General features: G+C 62.4%; 13 protein-coding genes and 1 pseudogene. 13 read left to right on the forward strand and 1 reads right to left on the reverse strand.

Going from position 1 to position 15981, the window contains the following annotated elements; translation table 11 throughout:
• Positions 1-27: 27 nt before the first annotated feature.
• From RAM15_RS03170 to RAM15_RS03215, 10 genes and pseudogenes are all read left to right on the forward strand, one after another.
• Positions 28-1314 (forward strand): HRDC domain-containing protein, encoded by a 1287-nt coding sequence (locus tag RAM15_RS03170; protein ID WP_306222037.1) that lies wholly within the window; start codon positions 28-30, stop codon positions 1312-1314.
• Between the two features lie 49 nt (positions 1315-1363).
• Positions 1364-2740, forward strand: coding sequence for a trigger factor (tig, locus tag RAM15_RS03175; RefSeq protein WP_198201311.1), 1377 nt, complete (start codon positions 1364-1366; stop codon positions 2738-2740).
• A gap of 179 nt (positions 2741-2919) precedes the next feature.
• On the forward strand, positions 2920-3507 hold the full coding sequence (locus RAM15_RS03180) for an ATP-dependent Clp protease proteolytic subunit (RefSeq protein ID WP_029678947.1): 588 nt from the start codon (positions 2920-2922) through the stop codon (positions 3505-3507).
• Positions 3508-3516: 9 nt separating this feature from the next.
• A complete protein-coding gene (locus RAM15_RS03185) occupies positions 3517-4185 on the forward strand; it encodes an ATP-dependent Clp protease proteolytic subunit (RefSeq protein WP_144086028.1) in 669 nt (222 codons plus the stop codon).
• A gap of 144 nt (positions 4186-4329) precedes the next feature.
• Complete coding sequence (clpX, locus tag RAM15_RS03190) at positions 4330-5643, forward strand: ATP-dependent Clp protease ATP-binding subunit ClpX (protein WP_306222038.1); 1314 nt, start codon at positions 4330-4332, stop codon at positions 5641-5643.
• Positions 5644-5713: 70 nt separating this feature from the next.
• On the forward strand, positions 5714-6652 hold the full coding sequence (locus RAM15_RS03195) for an NAD kinase (RefSeq protein ID WP_306222040.1): 939 nt from the start codon (positions 5714-5716) through the stop codon (positions 6650-6652).
• Positions 6652-8425: pseudogene (locus RAM15_RS03200) on the forward strand (DNA repair protein RecN). The gene RAM15_RS03195 and the pseudogene RAM15_RS03200 overlap by 1 nt, the downstream one beginning before the upstream one ends.
• A 456-nt stretch (positions 8426-8881) precedes the next feature.
• Positions 8882-9289: a GntR family transcriptional regulator gene (locus RAM15_RS03205; RefSeq protein ID WP_024627942.1), complete on the forward strand. Its 408-nt coding sequence runs from the start codon at positions 8882-8884 to the stop codon at positions 9287-9289.
• Between the two features lie 22 nt (positions 9290-9311).
• Positions 9312-10268, forward strand: coding sequence for an ABC transporter ATP-binding protein (locus RAM15_RS03210; protein WP_372338676.1), 957 nt, complete (start codon positions 9312-9314; stop codon positions 10266-10268).
• Entirely contained in the window at positions 10265-10981 is a 717-nt protein-coding gene (locus RAM15_RS03215) for an ABC-2 transporter permease (RefSeq protein WP_306222045.1), read from the forward strand. Before RAM15_RS03210 ends, RAM15_RS03215 begins: the two co-directional genes overlap by 4 nt.
• A gap of 17 nt (positions 10982-10998) precedes the next feature.
• Here the strand turns inward: RAM15_RS03215 and thrC are convergent, their stop codons facing one another.
• Complete coding sequence (gene thrC, locus RAM15_RS03220; RefSeq protein WP_306222046.1) at positions 10999-12480, reverse strand: threonine synthase; 1482 nt, start codon at positions 12478-12480, stop codon at positions 10999-11001.
• A gap of 203 nt (positions 12481-12683) precedes the next feature.
• Here thrC and glyA point away from each other — a divergent pair, with 203 nt between their 5' ends.
• The 3 genes from glyA (at position 12684) to RAM15_RS03235 (ending at position 15977) form a co-directional block, all read left to right on the forward strand.
• Positions 12684-13991, forward strand: coding sequence for a serine hydroxymethyltransferase (glyA, locus tag RAM15_RS03225; protein ID WP_306222047.1), 1308 nt, complete (start codon positions 12684-12686; stop codon positions 13989-13991).
• Positions 13992-14118: 127 nt separating this feature from the next.
• Positions 14119-15423 carry a glutamate-5-semialdehyde dehydrogenase gene (locus RAM15_RS03230; protein ID WP_306222048.1) on the forward strand — a complete coding sequence of 435 codons (1305 nt, stop codon included), beginning with the start codon at positions 14119-14121 and terminating at the stop codon, positions 15421-15423.
• On the forward strand, positions 15420-15977 hold the full coding sequence (locus tag RAM15_RS03235; protein WP_306222049.1) for a phosphoribosylglycinamide synthetase: 558 nt from the start codon (positions 15420-15422) through the stop codon (positions 15975-15977). Before RAM15_RS03230 ends, RAM15_RS03235 begins: the two co-directional genes overlap by 4 nt.
• Positions 15978-15981: the final 4 nt, after the last annotated feature.

Consider the following 15981-nt stretch of genomic DNA (forward strand, 5'->3'; position numbering starts at 1 on the left):
ACAAACTAAAAAAGAGGTTGAGCGCAGGTGACCACGGATCCTAAGACGCAGCTGCTTTCAGAGCCCGCCCAGGGTGTACCGTCGGTCATCGACGATATGGCCGGATACCGCCGGGCATGTCGGCTGCTGTCCCAGGGGAGTGGTGCGCTGGCCGCGGACGCTGAACGCGCATCAGGCTTCCGCTATGGCCACGACGACTACCTGGTCCAGTTCAAGCGCCAGGGGGCGGGGATATTCCTGCTGGACCCACCGGCTCTGACGCAGGCGGGCTGCGACTGGTCGGAATTCAATAAGGCCGTTGATGGTGCCCAGTGGATCATTCATGACTCCCCCCAGGATCTGCCAGGCTTCTACGCACTGGGCATGAGGCCCTCATCGCTCTTCGACTCCGAGCTGGCGGCCAGGATGCTTAATCTCGGTCATTACGGCCTGTCTGCAGTGACCGCACACTATCTGGGGCTGACCCTGGCCAAGGAGCACTCTGCCGCAGACTGGTCCTACCGCCCACTGCCGCGTGATTGGCGCAATTACGCCGCCTTGGATGTGGAGCTGCTGGATCAGGTGCGATCGTGCGAGCTGGAGGATCTGCGCCGTCACGGCAAGGATGAGTGGGCCAGGCAGGAATTCACCTGGCTGCTGGAGCAGGGCAAAATCCCCAAGCCGGAGCCCGAGCAGCCCTGGCGGCATATTTCGCATATCAATGCCCTGCACAATGACCGTCGAGGCCTTGCTGTGGCCCGTTCGCTGTGGACCACCCGAGACCAGTTGGCCCGGCGCAACGACATCGCTCCGACGCTGCTCCTGCCCGACAAGGCCATCATCGAGGCCGGCAGGCTCAAGCCCCGCAACAACGCCCAGTTCCGAGCCATCAGATCCTTGAATGAACGGGTCAGAATCCACACCGGTGGTGAGCAGGACCGCATGTTCGAGCGCTATGCTCCCATCCAGCGCCGGGTCAGACCCTCAGTCTGGAAACAGGCCATTTTGGATGCGTTGCATCTGCCCGCCGAAGAGCTGCCTGTGCCTCCCAAGCCGCGGTGTGAGGAGACCAATGCCCCTAAGTCCATGCAGGTCTGGCGGCACCGCCACCCGGAACGATATGCCAGGCTGGAGGCAGCGCGCAAGGCGGTGACAGAGGTGGGACGCCAGACCAACACCCCCGACGAGATTCTGATCAAGCCCCGCTACCTGCGCAACCTCTGCTGGACCGATCAACCGGAGAAGCGGGATGTGGCCGACTTCCTGCGTCAGGAGGGCGCCCGTCCCTGGCAGGTTTCGCTCCTGTCAGAGTCCCTGACTCGCGCTATTATGTAACGGTTGCCTTACTGGCAGATCAAACGGTTTGGATGAATTGGAGCGCAGCGTGAAAATCAGCGTCAGAAACCTCGAGCCCACCAAGGTCAGGCTCACCATCACCGTCGATCCCGATGAGCTGAACCCCTACCTGGATCAGGCCCGTAAGGAGATCGGCAAGCAGGTAACCATTCCCGGCTTCCGCAAGGGCCATGTGCCCGGACCCATCATCGATCAGCGTGTGGGCTTTGCCAGCGTGGCGGGCGAGGCTGTCAACGCCGGCGTGCCCGAGCTCTACTCCAAGGCTCTGGAGGAGAAGCAGCTGCACGCCATGGCCCAGCCGCAGATCGATGTCAAGGACATGCCTTCCTCGGCCAAGGACGACACCAAGCTCAAGTTCACCGCTGAGGTGGAGATTCGTCCCAAGTTCGAGCTGCCCGACATCGAGGGCATGGAGATTGAGGTCCCCAAGCCCGCCGTCACCGACGAGGATGTGGACAAGCGTCTGGACAACCTGCGTCAGCGCTTCGGCACCCTGGTCAGCGTGGATCGTCCCGCCTCCAAGGGCGACTATGCCAACATCGACCTGGATGCCGTCATCGACGGCGAGTCCGTGGACTCCCAGCAGGGGGTCAGCTACGAGCTGGGCTCCAACACCATGCTGGACGGCCTGGATGAGGCCTTGGACGGGTTGTCCGCCGGGGAGGAGACCACCTTCGAGGGCACCCTGGAGGCCGGCGAGCACCAGGGCGAGAAGGCCCAGATCAAGGTCAAGGTCAACTCGGTCAAGGCCGAAGAGCTGCCCGACCTGGACGACGAGTTCGCCAAGGAGGCTTCGGAGTTCGAGACCCTGAAGGAGCTGCGCGAGGACGTGCGCAAGCAGTGCCAGGTGGATGCCGAGGGTCGGCAGGCCACTGACGCACGCGACGCCTTCATCGCCAAGCTCCAGGACGGCCTGGACATCCCGGTGCCCAAGGGCATCAAGCAGTCCATGGTGACCGATCAGCTCAAGAACACCGGCAAGGATCCCGACAAGGCCAGCAAGGATGAGAAGGCCGAGGCCGAGAAGAGTGTCGAGAAGGAGCTGCGCGACCAGATGACCCTGGACGCTCTGGCTGAGAAGCTGGGCATCACGGTCAGCCAGGCCGACGTGACCAACTTCCTGGCTTCCATCGCTCAGCAGTATGGCATGGATCCCAGCGCCTTCATCAACGGCATCGTCCGCAACGGCCAGCTGGGTTCGGCCGTGCAGGAGGTCGGCCGCTCCAAGGGCATGCTGGCCGGCATGCGGGCTGTTACCTTCAAGGATCCCGATGGCCAGGAGGTGGATCTGAGCCGTTTCCTGGGCGAGGATGAGCCTGAGGCCCAGGAGGAGCAGGACGAGAGTGTCCAGGCTGCCTCCGCCGCGGCCGAAGTGGCTGACCAGCTCTCCCAGGATCAGGAGTAGCTTTCAAAGCAGCGAACAGGGCCGCACCCAGTGGCGAAACAGCCTGGGTGCGGCCCTGTCGTAGCGGTTGCGCAAAGAGCAGAAAGACCAAGACCGCGTCGATTGCGGGGGCTACTCTCAATACAGATACGTTTATCGAAGGAGACAGGGTGAACAACTCATTGGCAACCAGTCCCGTGATGGAGGAGGGGGAGGCCCCTACGCCGACCGATCCCATCTTCAACCGACTGCTCAAGGACAGGATCATCTGGCTGGGGGACGAGGTCAAGGACGCCAACGCCAACGTCATCTGCGCACAGATGCTGATGCTGGCGGCCGAGGATCCCAAGAAGGATATCTGGCTCTACATCAATTCGCCTGGCGGCTCCATTACGGCCGGCATGGCCATCTACGACACCATGCAGCTGATCGAGCCCGACGTGGCTACGGTCGCAGTCGGCATGGCGGCCTCCATGGGCCAGTTCCTGCTCTCCAGCGGGGCCAAGGGCAAGCGCTTCGTCACCTCCCATGCACGGGTGCTCATGCATCAGCCTTCGGGCGGCGTCGGAGGCACGGCCACTGATGTCAGGATCAACGCCGAGCTGATCATGGACATGAAGCGCACACTCTCCCAGCTGACGGCCGAGCAGACCGGCCACACCTTGGAAGAGATCTACCGGGACAACGAATACGATCACTGGTTCACGGCCCAACAGGCCCTGGAGTACGGCTTTGTCGACCGGATCGTGACCACCCACGGCACTATGACCGCGGATCAAGGGAAGTGAGCACTCCACATGGCATCTGAAGAAGCGCAATTCGTAGCACGGGCCCGTCGACTGGCCGGCCCTCGCGGCCTGGGCGCCATGCCCACCGACCGCTATGTGCTGCCGCAGTTCGAGGAGCGCACCCCCTACGGCTATAAGCGCCAAGACCCCTACACCAGGCTCTTCGACGACAGGATCATCTTCATGGGCGTCCAGGTGGATGACACCTCCTCGGACGACATCATGGCCCAGCTGCTGGTTCTGGAGAGCCAGGATCCCAACCGCGACGTGATCATCTACATCAACTCGCCGGGGGGATCCATGACGGCCATGACCGCCATCTATGACACCATGCAGTACATCAAGCCCGATGTGCAGACTGTCTGCCTGGGCCAGGCCGCTTCGGCTGCTGCGGTTCTTCTGGCGGCCGGAACCAAGGGCAAGCGGCTGATCCTGCCCAACGCCCGTGTGCTGATTCACCAGCCGGCCATGGAGCAGGACTTCGGCAAGGCCACCGAGATCGAGATCCAAGCCAAGGAGATGCTGCGCATGCGCACCTGGCTGGAGGAGACCCTGGCCAAGCACACCGGCCAGGATGTTGACAAGATCCGCAAGGACATCGAAGTGGACACCATTCTGACCGCCCAGCAGGCCAAGGATTACGGGATGGTGGACGAAGTCCTGGAGCACCGCAATTAGCTCCAGTGACTGCGCGCAAGATTGATCGTCCGGATGGCGGCGGATCCTCGGGACCCACGGCCTCCGGACGTTTTGGCATCATGGACGATGCCGGTCAGAATGTGATTTCGGCGATCCTTGCGGATTCTCCGGGAAGGGAGAGCCATGGGCCGTGTGGTCAGCTACAATGACGGACTGAATCGCTGCGAGTTCTGCGGCAAGGACGAGCACCAGGTGCGCCGCCTGGTCAAAGGGCCTTCCTGCGCTATCTGCGACGAATGCATACGCCTATGCGCCCAGATCATCCAGGAGGACATGGCCAAGGATGCCGCCGACCAGCGGGTGACTCTGCCTGCGCCCTCAAAGATATTCGCCTATCTGAACCGGTATGTCATAGGCCAGGAGGCTGCCAAACGCACCCTGTCGGTGGCTGTCTACAACCACTACAAGCGCGTCAATATGGACCTGGGAGACCGAGGCCGTATTGCCGACGCTGCGTTTGGAGGCAAGGATGCGGCCCCGCGCGTCCAGGTGGACAAGTCCAACATCCTGCTCATGGGTCCCACCGGCGTGGGCAAGACCTACCTGGCCCGAACTCTGGCCACCATCATGAATGTCCCCTTCGTCATTGTGGACGCCACCAGCCTTACCGAGGCCGGATATGTGGGCGAGGACGTGGAGTCCGTCCTGCAGGGGCTGCTTCAGGCTGCCGACGGCAACATGGATCTAGCCCAGCGCGGCATCATCTACATCGATGAGATTGACAAGATCGCCAGAAAGTCTGGCGAGAACACCTCCATCACCAGGGATGTGTCCGGCGAGGGGGTTCAGCAGGCCCTGCTCAAGATCATCGAGGGCACCCAGGCCCGTGTGCCGGTCCAGGGTTCGCGGCGGCACGGCGATGTCCGCACGGTCGTCATGGACACGGCCAACATCCTCTTCATCTGCGGCGGCGCTTTCGTCGGTCTTGAGGAGATAGTCCGCCGGCGGCTGGGTCTGCGGGAGAGCGGATTCTCGGCAATTCAAGGGAATGACAGAGTGCCCGACGACCGGGTCATGAGCCAGGTCAGGGCCGAGGATCTGGAACAGTTTGGCCTGCTTCCTGAGTTCGTGGGTCGTCTGCCGGTCATCTCCACCCTGGAGCCGCTGGGTGCCGATGAGCTGCGGCGGGTGCTGACCGAACCGGACAATGCCCTGGTCGACCAGTACCGGCGCATGTTCCTGGATGACGGGGCCGATCTGGTCTTCACCGATGCCGCCCTGGACCGTGTTGCTGCCATCGCCCTGGAGCGCAAGGTGGGCGCCCGGGGGTTGCGCGGAATCATTGAGCACACCCTGGAGGCGACCATGTTCGAGCTGCCCGACAGGACGGATGTCTCCCGTGTTGTGGTGGATGCCGATGCCGTGGACGGGACGGGATCGCCCCGCTACGAGACCGGGCAAGGCATGGCCGCAGCTACTGGTCGTCGTTTGGCCTGACCCCGCCGTGATGAGCATCGCTGTTGGCCGGGCCCGATAGGATGATCATTGATGCCGGAAGGGAGGACCCATGGGTGCTCGTAGCGCTGTCGTGGTCACGCACAGCCGGGTCCGGGCAAGCGGCCACCTGGTGGACGAGGTCGAGGAGCAGTTGCGCCGGGACGGATTCCGCGTCTCGGTTGTCGACAATATCGCCGCCCCAGAGTTCGGCAGCCCCAGCCAGCAGGTGGCTGACGACACCGAGATCGTCATCGTCCTAGGCGGCGACGGGACCATTCTGCGTGCTGCGGAGCTGGTCAAGGGCACCCAGGTGCCCATCCTGGGGGTCAATCTGGGTCACGTGGGGTTCCTGGCGGAGTTCGAGAGCTTCCAGATAGGGGAGGCCATTCGCCGGGTGGCTGATCATGACTACTCCATCGACGAGCGCATGGTGGCCCATGTGGACCTGTGGATACCCGGGGCCGATCGACCACTGAGCGACTGGGCCCTCAACGACATGACCCTGGAACGATATGATCGGGGCAAGATGATCGAGGTATCGGTCCGAGTGGACGATGTGGAGATGAGCTCCTTCGGCTGCGACGGCATGATTGTAGCCACCCCGACCGGTTCGACGGCCTATGCCTTTTCCGTGGGTGGGCCCATCGTCTGGCCGGATGCACAGTCGCTGCAGATGGTGCCCATAGCTGCCCATGCCCTCTTCGCCCGATCCCTGATCATCGGTCCAAAGTCGCAGTTCACCCTGGACATTCTGGGTGATTCCCAGTCGGCCGGCTGGATCTGCAATGACGGGCGCCGTCAACGGCCAGTGCCTAAGCGGTCCCGCATCGTGGTGAGGCAGTCCCATGACATCCTGAGGCTTGCCAGGCTGTCCGGGGTGCCCTTCACCAGACGGCTGGTTTCCAAGTTCGACCTGCCGGTGGTCGGCTGGAGGGAGCAGCATCGCCCCTCGGCAGCTGCAGACGGGCAGGACCAGGGGGAGTCGCAGGAGTCGAACAAGGAGCACTGATGCTGGAAGAGCTGGAAGTACGAGACCTGGGTCCCATCCATCATGCTCTGCTACGGCCTGCCGCTGGCATGACGGCCATCACCGGGGAGACCGGGGCTGGCAAGTCCATGCTGCTCAACGCCATCAGGCTGATCTCGGGGTCCACTGCCCGCCCCCAACTGGTGTCGCCTGGAGCCCGTGAGTCCTGGGTGCAGGGGATTTTTGATGCCGGAACAGCGGGAGCTGAGAATCCAGTGATCGCTGCCATCACCGAGGCTGGCCTGCCCTTGGAGGATGAGGGGCAGATCTTCCTGGCGAGAACCATGCCTGTCAAGGGGCGTTCCCGTGCCGCTCTGAACGGCAGGACGGCCCCTCGTGGCCTGCTGGAGGAGGTGGCTGGCATGCTGGTCACCGTCCATGGCCAGGCGGATCAGATGCGTATGGCCAGTCCGGCCCGGCAGCGCGAGTTTTTGGATGCCTATGCCGGTGACGGTCTGCAGCTGGAGGCTTTTTCCAAGGCCTGGAGGCAGTACCGACAGGCCCAGGACCATCTGGAGGAGCTGCGCAACCAGCAGTCCGGCGCTATGGCCCAGGCTGATTATCTTCGCGAGTCCATCGCCCGGATCGACCGTGTCGACCCCCATCCCGGCGAGGATCGTGAACTCAAGGCCCAGAGAGACCGGATCGAGCACGCTGCCCAGATCAGTCAGGGAGTCATGGCTGCACTGTCTGCCCTGGACTCCGGCCAGATTGACCCTGACGCCGACGCGCCATCAGCCACGGCCCTGGTAGAACGAGCCATCGCCGCCTTGGAGGGCATCGGTGTAGAGGGGGTCTTTCAGGAGTCGGCCCAGCGGTTGCGCTCGCTGAATGCCGACCTGTCTGACCTGGTCTTCACCCTGAGCAGCCAGCTGGACGACGAAGGCCAGGAGGGCGATCTGGACAAGATCAACGCCCGCATCCACGATCTGGATGAGCTGACCCGGCGCTGGGGACCAGACATCGACGACGTTCTGGCCTGGCGCAAGAAGGCTGCGTTTGAACTTGAGGACATGGATGCCTCACCTGAGAAGCTGGAGGAGCTTCAGGTCCACGTTGAGCAGCTTCGCGGGAGCGCCCTGAAGGCCGCACGGAATCTGTCTGCGTCACGGGGCAAGGCTAGCACGAAGGCTGAGCGAACTCGTCGACGGCGAATTGCGCTCCCTGGCCATGTCGGGTGCCGGGCTGGAGATCCGTGTCAGGCCACGCCGGGACCAGGACATGGACGGGCATGGCCTGGATCAGATCGACTTTCTCTTCAGGCCGTATCCGGGTTCGGACCTTCTGCCCATGGGCAAGAGCGCCTCGGGCGGCGAACTCAGCCGGCTCATGCTGGCCCTGGAGCTGGTGGCCGCCGAAGGCCGGACCTCATCGGGATCTGACGGCGCTGGAGATGGGCATAATGGTCTGGATTCCCAGGTTGGCGACCCGACGATGACCTTCATCTTCGACGAGGTGGATGCTGGAGTCGGCGGTCGGGCTGCCGTCGAGCTGGGTCGTCGTCTGGCCCGGTTGGCCGTCACCGCCCAGGTGATCGTGGTCACCCACCTGCCGCAGGTGGCTTCCTGGGCCGATCGGCAGTTCGTCGTGGCCAAGGGGCGTGAAGGCGGCGATGCCGTAGAGACCCTGGTCCGCCAGGTGGAGGGCGAGGACAGGGAGCGGGAGATCGCCCGGATGCTGGCGGGCAGCGAGTCCACTACCTCCCTGAAGCACGCCCAAGAGCTTCTGGCCTCCAGCAGGCTCCAGGCCCGATAGATCTGATTGTCGGCTCAACTTTGCCATGCCGAAGTCCCTCGATTCAGCGACTTTGACCAGTTGCGACGACTTTGTTGCTGACGACTTTGTCGCTTTTTGCGGCCGTGCTGCTGCATGCTCGACATCTGTCCTTCTGTTGCTTTTCATTCTGACGCTTTGACGGTAGGCAATCGGCTGTTGGCGGCCGTGCGGCAACGAACATGCTGGATTTTCGTTGATGACACCGTATCCGCCCTCGACATGCACAATGCGGCGGCGACCTGGCCCAAATGGATTTTGTCTGAAATTGTGATCGGCCGGGGATTTCGGCACCAGAGACGTATCTATCAATCCATGAACCACCCCTTGGAAGATCAAGGTCGGAGTTTGTCTCCATGATTAAACTGTTATAGTGTATATATGAACACCGGCACAGCTCAGCCAGGGTCGTGCCGACAATCAATGAAAGGGGCTTGGATGAAGCTGATCATCTCATCCCTGTCCGGGCAGCCGATTTATCGGCAGATCGAGGACCAGATACGTTCGGCCATCCTGACCGGAGACCTGAAAGCGGGGGAGGGACTGCCTTCCCTGCGACATCTCTCACAGGAGCTCAGGGTGTCCGTGCTGACCGTGACCCGCGCCTATACCGAACTCGCTCAAGAGGGTTTGGTGGAGAACATCCAAGGCAAGGGGACCTTCGTGGCCGACAGCGGCGACCAGGTCATGAGGCAGCATCTGGAGGACCGCGTGCAGTCCCTGCTGGGAGAGGCAGTCGATACGGCTCGTCGGGCCGGCATGGAGCCGGATCGGATTCGCGGCCTGCTCGACGGTCTGATTGGCAACAGGGGTTCTGCGCCCGCGTCCGAAGAAGGAAAGGAATAGCAGCATGTACGCATCACCGGTGATGACAACCTCTGGCGAAGATGTCGACTATGCCCTGCGCGTCAGTGACCTGGGGAAAAGCTACGCCAAGGCCGACGGCACGGGTTTCCGCCTGCACCAGGTCACCATGGACCTGCCCATGGGCTACATCATGGGATTGATAGGCCCCAACGGCGCAGGCAAATCCACTCTGATCCGGCTCTTGCTCAATATGACCCATCGAGACAGCGGAGCAATCAGCATTCTGGGCCGTGATCCCTTGAGCCGGGAGGAGGAGGTCAAAGCAGACCTGGGCGTGGTCTTCGATTCCATTTATTTCCCGGAGGCATGGAAGGTCAAGGCCGTCGAGCCAGTGATGGCACCCATGTATCCCTCTTGGGACAGTGATCGCTATCAGGACTATCTGCGTCGGTTCGGCCTGCAGGAAAACCGCAAAATCGGCAAGCTTTCCCGCGGCATGCAGATGAAACTGATGCTGGCCGTCGCCCTCAGCCACGATGCAAGGCTCTTGATTCTGGATGAGCCCACCAGTGGTCTGGATGTCCTGGCCAGGGACGAGCTCATGGATATTCTGCTGGACTACATCGGCGACGGCCGTCACTCGGTGCTTTTCTCCACGCACATCACCGCGGATCTCGAACGGGTGGCTGACTTCGTCACCTATATCAATCGGGGGTCTGTCTTCTACACCGGCCCCAAGGACGAGTTGATGGAGGCTTTCCAGGTCGTAAGAGGGGGGCCGGACGATCTGGCTGGAGCGCAAATGCCGCATCTGATGGGCTTGCAGCGCTCCGCCACAGGTTTCGAGGCTCTGGTGCCCACTGAACGCTTGAAGGATTTTCTGGCATCGGCTTCCCCAACCGCCATGGAGCCTTCAGAGGACCGCTACCTGGTGGAGCGGGCCGACTTCGACAACATCATCAGACTGACCGCGGGCTCACCTGCCGCGACCGACAAGAACAAGGAGGTGGAGTCATGAAGGCGATAGCCGAGCAGATCAGGCTGGACATGCAACGTTTCTCAGGAGCAGGGAGAACTTGGGTTGGTGTGTTGATTTTCCTGTCCGCGCCGCTCATCGGAATCCTGCTGAACCTGGTCATGGCCCTGACAGGCCATGATGGGGATGATGCACGGACTGCCTTGACGGGAGCAGTGGCCGGCATGGGAATCGGACTGATTGTAGGCCTGGTATCTGGTTTGTTTGTCGATTTCAGCAATGCGGCGATTCGGTTGAACGGTCTGCTGCCCATAACACGCGATCACCAGGTATTCGGACGCTATGCTGCTGTCAGTCTGCTGGTCCTGGTTCAGTCTTGCGGCTATGCAATATTCTATTTCTGCGTTGCTGATTCGTTTTTGCAGGGTCAGGACCATTGGCGTGCTACCGTCCTGTTTGCTCTGGGATTGTTCATGTCGGAGTCTTTGCTCTTTGCAGTAGCTGCGCCCCTGTTTTATTGGCTGGAAATGGCCAAAGCCGTGATAGCTTTTCTGGCGCTTCTTGGTTTGGTACCAATAACGGCCCTTGTCGGCAGTTGGCTGCCCTTTGACTGGGGGGCCGTCTGGAATTCAATCATGCGTTTTTTGACATCCGACCTGTGGCGGCCGGTGCTCCTCGGGCTGGCGGTGATTCTGGCGGCTGATATGGTTTCGATAGCCATATCTCGCAAGGTCTATGCCAGGAAGGAGATCTGAGCCGATTCGCTCAGGCTTCAGGACTGCATGACCACGTGGCGGACGTAGTCGGACATGTCTCCTGGATCGATGCAGTCCTGGAAGCGCACAGGCGCGTTTTCCAGGGTGCGCAGAGCCTTGGGGGGCCTGGTGTTGGTGGCCTCGGCCAGGATGTCCATGCAGTCGAAGTCGCTGTCCGGGGTCTCCAGGCCCAGGGATTGGCAGACCACCCGGGGGAACTTGTAAGGACTGGCTGTAGACAGCAGTACTCGGGGCACGGCAGGATCCCTGTCGGTCTGCCCGGTCATGACCTGGTAACCGCAGGCCGTGTGCGGATCGATCAGGTATCCCCGGTTCTCCCAGCAGTTGCCGATGGCTGATCCCACCTGGTCCTCGTCGGCCCAGCCGCAGGAGAAGAGCCCGCGGATTCTGGTCAGCAGGGCCTCAGGCACCTGGTAGCGTCCCCTGGACTCCAAATCGGCCATAAGCGAGGCGATCAGTTCGGTGTCGCCGTCGGCCATGTAGTAGAGCATCCGTTCCAGGTTGGAGGAGATCAGGATGTCCATGCTGGGGGAGGTGGTGGTGTAGAAGGGGCGGTTGCGGTCATAGACGCCTGTGGTCAGGAAGTCGTTGAGGACCCGGTTGCGGTCCGAGGCCACGGTCAGACGGGCCACCGGAAGGCCCATCATCTTGGCGTAGTATCCGGCCAGCACATCGCCGAAGTTGCCGGTGGGCACGCAGAATTCGACCGGATCCCCAGGTCTGATCACTCCCCGTTCCATAAGGGACCCGTAGGCCAGGAAGTAGTAGACGACCTGCGGGGCCAGGCGGCCCACATTGATGGAGTTGGCCGACGAGAGAACGGTTGAGGCCTTCTCGTCCAGCTCGCGAGCCAGATCAGCGTCGGCGAAGATGGACTTGACTGCGGACTGGGCATCGTCGAAATTGCCCCGAACCGCGCAGACCTGCAGGTTGCCGCCCTCCTGGGTGACCATCTGCAGGCGTTGGATCTGACTGACCTTGCCCTGAGGATAGAAAACAGTGATGCCCGTGCCCGGCGCGTCTGCGAAACCGGCCAGCGCCGCCTTGCCCGTGTCTCCGGAGGTGGCCGTAAGCACCATGATTCGTTCGCCATCGTCCCCGGCCAGGGCCATCAGTCTCGGCAGCAGCTGCAGGGCCACATCCTTGAAGGCCGAGGTGGGCCCGCGGAAGAGCTCCAGTACGAAGTCGTTGCCGCCCAGGTCCACCAGAGGGGTGATTGCCGGATCGGACCACTGCTCTCCGTAGGCTGCGTCCAGGCAGGAGTCCAGCTGAGCGGAAGAGTAATCGCTCAGCAGTCTCGAAAGGACCAGTTTGGCCGTGCCCTTGTAGTCCAGGCCGGCAACGTCGGCAGGGTCGATGGTCAGTGCGTCCAGTCCATCGCTGACGTAGAGTCCGCCGTCAGGAGCCAGGCCTCGTCTGATGGCCTGCTTGGACTGCAGCTGCTCCTTGCCGCCTCGGGTGCTGTGGTATGTGCTCATGGTTGCCTGCCCCTCCGCCATGTCGCCGAACTGATCATTACCAGGGCATTCTACCCCGTGCAGGGGTCCGAACCATGGCCTTGCTCGGCTCGCGGAGGAAACTGTCTGTGGACGCCAGGGCCTGCCAGGGGTCGGCATGGCGTACAGTGTTGCCCACCAGCCCCTGTATCCGAGGCTGTACGTTACAGACAAAGGAGCGACCCATGGTCGAAGAGAACCCGGTACAGCAATCCTACGATGTCCTGAACTCTTCGATCTCGCAGGTGGATCCGGAGATCGCAGCACTGCTGGACGGGGAGTTGGAGCGCCAACGCGGCGGTCTGGAGATGATCGCCTCAGAGAACTTCGTGCCCAAGGCTGTCTTGCAGGCCCAGGGATCCGTGCTGACCAACAAGTATGCCGAGGGCTATCCCGGCAGACGCTACTACGGGGGTTGCGAGTGGGTGGACCAGGTCGAGAACCTGGCCCGGGACCGCGCCAAGGCCCTGTTCGGCGCCGAATATGCCAACGTGCAGCCGCATTCGGGCGCCCAGGCCAACGCCGCCGTCTATCAGGCCCTGATCAAGCCCGGCGACACCGTGCTGGGCCTGGCCCTGGACCATGGCGGCCACCTGACACACGGCATGAAGATCAACTTCTCCGGACGCTTTTACCATGCTGAGTCCTACGGGGTCGATCCGGACACCTTCCGCATCGAGCCCGAGATCATCCGCCAGCGGGCCCTGGAGACCCATCCGGCCCTGATCATCGGCGGGTGGAGCGCTTATCCGCGCATTGAGGACTTTGCAGCCATGAAGGAGATCGCCGATGAGGTGGGGGCCAAGTTCTGGGTGGATATGGCCCACTTCGCCGGCATGGTTGCGGCCGGTCTGCACCCCAGCCCGGTGCCCTATGCCGATGTGGTCTCCTCCACGGCCCACAAGACCCTGGGCGGACCCAGGTCCGGGTTCATCCTGGCCCGTCAGGAGTATGCCAAGAAGCTCAACTCCTCGGTCTTCCCCGGCAACCAGGGCGGCCCGCTCATGCATGTGATCGCCGCCAAGGCTGTGGCCTTCAAGCTGGCCGGCACGCCCGAATTCAAGGAGCGGATGGAGCGCACTCTGGAGGGCGCCAAGATCCTGGCTGAGCGCCTGATGGCCAAGGACGTGGCCGACAACGGCATCACCGTGCTCACTGGAGGGACTGATGTCCACCTGGTCATGGTGGATCTGCGCAACAGCGAGATGGACGGCCGTCAGGGGGAGGACCTGCTGGCCAGGATCGGCATCACCGTCAACCGCAATACGGTCCCCTTCGATCCGCGTCCTGCCTCTGTGGCCTCCGGTCTGCGCATAGGTACCTCCGCCCTGGCCACGCGCGGATTCGGCCCGGCCCAGTACGAGGAGGTGGCTGACGTGATCGGCACTGCGCTGGCCCAGGGTCCCCAGGCGGATCTGGATGCCCTCAAGGCCCGGGTGGACCGGCTTGTGGATGCTTTCCCGCTCTATCCTGAGCTGGATCAGACCCACTGATCGGCCTTGGAGGAGGGAGGTGCAGCAATGCCCTCCCTCCTCCTGTCGTCATTGCCTCCGCTGAGGGTTACAATCGGTACAGAATATGGGTCTGGCAGGCCCGTGAGGGCGAAAGGATCTGACGAACATGAGTAAAAACGACGACTCCGATCGTCAGGATGTGTTTGATCGGGTCTGCGCCATGGCCGATGCTGCGGCGGCTGCGCAGGCAGGTCTGGCAGGTATGACCGGCCAGGCAAGGAATGCCCTCTTGCTGGCCTTGGCCGATGCGCTGATCGATAAGGCTGAGCAGATTGCTGCGGTCAATGAGCAGGACTGCGCTCAGGCTTTCGAAGAAGGAATGAGCGCCGGTCTGATTGACCGTCTGCGCTTGGATAAGGTTCGTATTGCGGACGCCGCCCGTGGCGTGCGTATGGTGGCGGGGCTGACCGATCCGCTTGGCGAGGTGGTTCGCGGCCATGACATGCCCAACGGCATGCGGCTCAATCAGGTGCGGGTTCCCCTGGGCGTGGTGGCCATGATCTACGAGGCCCGGCCCAACGTCACCATCGATGTGGTGGCCCTCTGCCTCAAGTCCGGCAATGCGGCCCTCCTGCGGGGAGGTCACGCGGCCCAGCGCACCAATCGCGCCCTGGTTGAGCTGATAGGCGGGGTCCTTCGCGAACAGGGGTTGGATCCGGCTCTGGTGGCTTCCGTTGACCGATATGGTCGTGAGGGGGCCCAGGCTCTGATGAAGGCGCGCGGTCATATCGATCTGTTGGTGCCTAGGGGTGGCCGAGGGCTGATCCGCAGCGTAATCGAGCAGGCCACTGTGCCCACCATCGAGACCGGGGCAGGCAATGTCCATATTTACGTGGACCGCTCAGTGGATATGGATCAGGCCATCCCCATCATCGTCAACGCCAAGACCCAGCGGGTGGGCGTCTGCAACGCCGCTGAAAAGCTGATCGTGCACAGGGATGTGGCCGCTGAATTCCTGCCCCGCGTGGCCCAAGCGCTGACGCAGGCCCAAGTTGAGCTGCACCTGGATACGGTCTCCATGGACATCCTTGCCGGGCAGGGTCTGCCTGAGGATCTGCTGGTTCGCGCTGAGGAAGCCGACTGGGACCGTGAGTATCTGGATCTGAAGATGGGGGTGCGTGTGGTGGACTCCATGGATCAGGCCATCGATCACATCAACCGTCACTCCACCGGCCACACCGAGGCCATCCTGGCTCGGGACTATGCGGCTGTGGAGGAGTTCTCCCGTCGGGTGGATTCGGCCGTGATCATGGTCAATGCTTCGACCAGATTCACCGATGGCGGCATGTTCGGCATGGGCGCCGAGCTGGGCATCTCCACCCAAAAGCTGCATGCCCGAGGACCCATGGGTCTGCAGGAGTTGACCACCACCAAGTGGATCGGCTACGGCAGGGGGCAGGTGCGGCCGTGAATGAGAAGATCGAAGAGCTCTTCCAGCGCGAGCACGACAATCCGCGCATCTGGCTGAGGGTGGCTTCCGAACGGCTGAGCCTGTTGCGGTACGTCTTTTTGGTGCAAATCGAGGATGGTATCCCGGATGCAGACCAGCGCTCCTGCCTTGAGTACGCCGACGCTGTCCTGATTGGCTGGCCTGACGAGCATGCCGATGATGTGTACGACCTGGACCAGGACCAGCTCAATCAGGTCAGGCACAACATCACCGTCATGGAGGAGCGGGTGCCGGTCTTCCGCAAACAGGAGCAGGAGGGGCGCATCGCCGACCTGTCCGATTCATTGGTAGCTGTCACCGGATGCGTGGCTCAGGTTCGTCGGGCCTACCAGCCGGGCTTCCCCCTGCCCACCTATTCCGAGATCCGCCGGGTGGTCCAGGAGGAGTGGAATGCCGACATGGAGCGGATCGATCCTGACCGGGTCGACCCCAGCGCCGAGCAGATGCGCCAGGAGGCCAAGTCAGAGAACGAGGAGAACGCCTCGGAAGCTAGACGGGAGGGCGAGCAGGGGTGAACCG

Origin of the sequence: Bifidobacterium asteroides (assembly GCF_030758775.1) — a bacterium.
In the GTDB taxonomy this organism is placed as follows: domain Bacteria; phylum Actinomycetota; class Actinomycetes; order Actinomycetales; family Bifidobacteriaceae; genus Bombiscardovia; species Bombiscardovia kimbladii.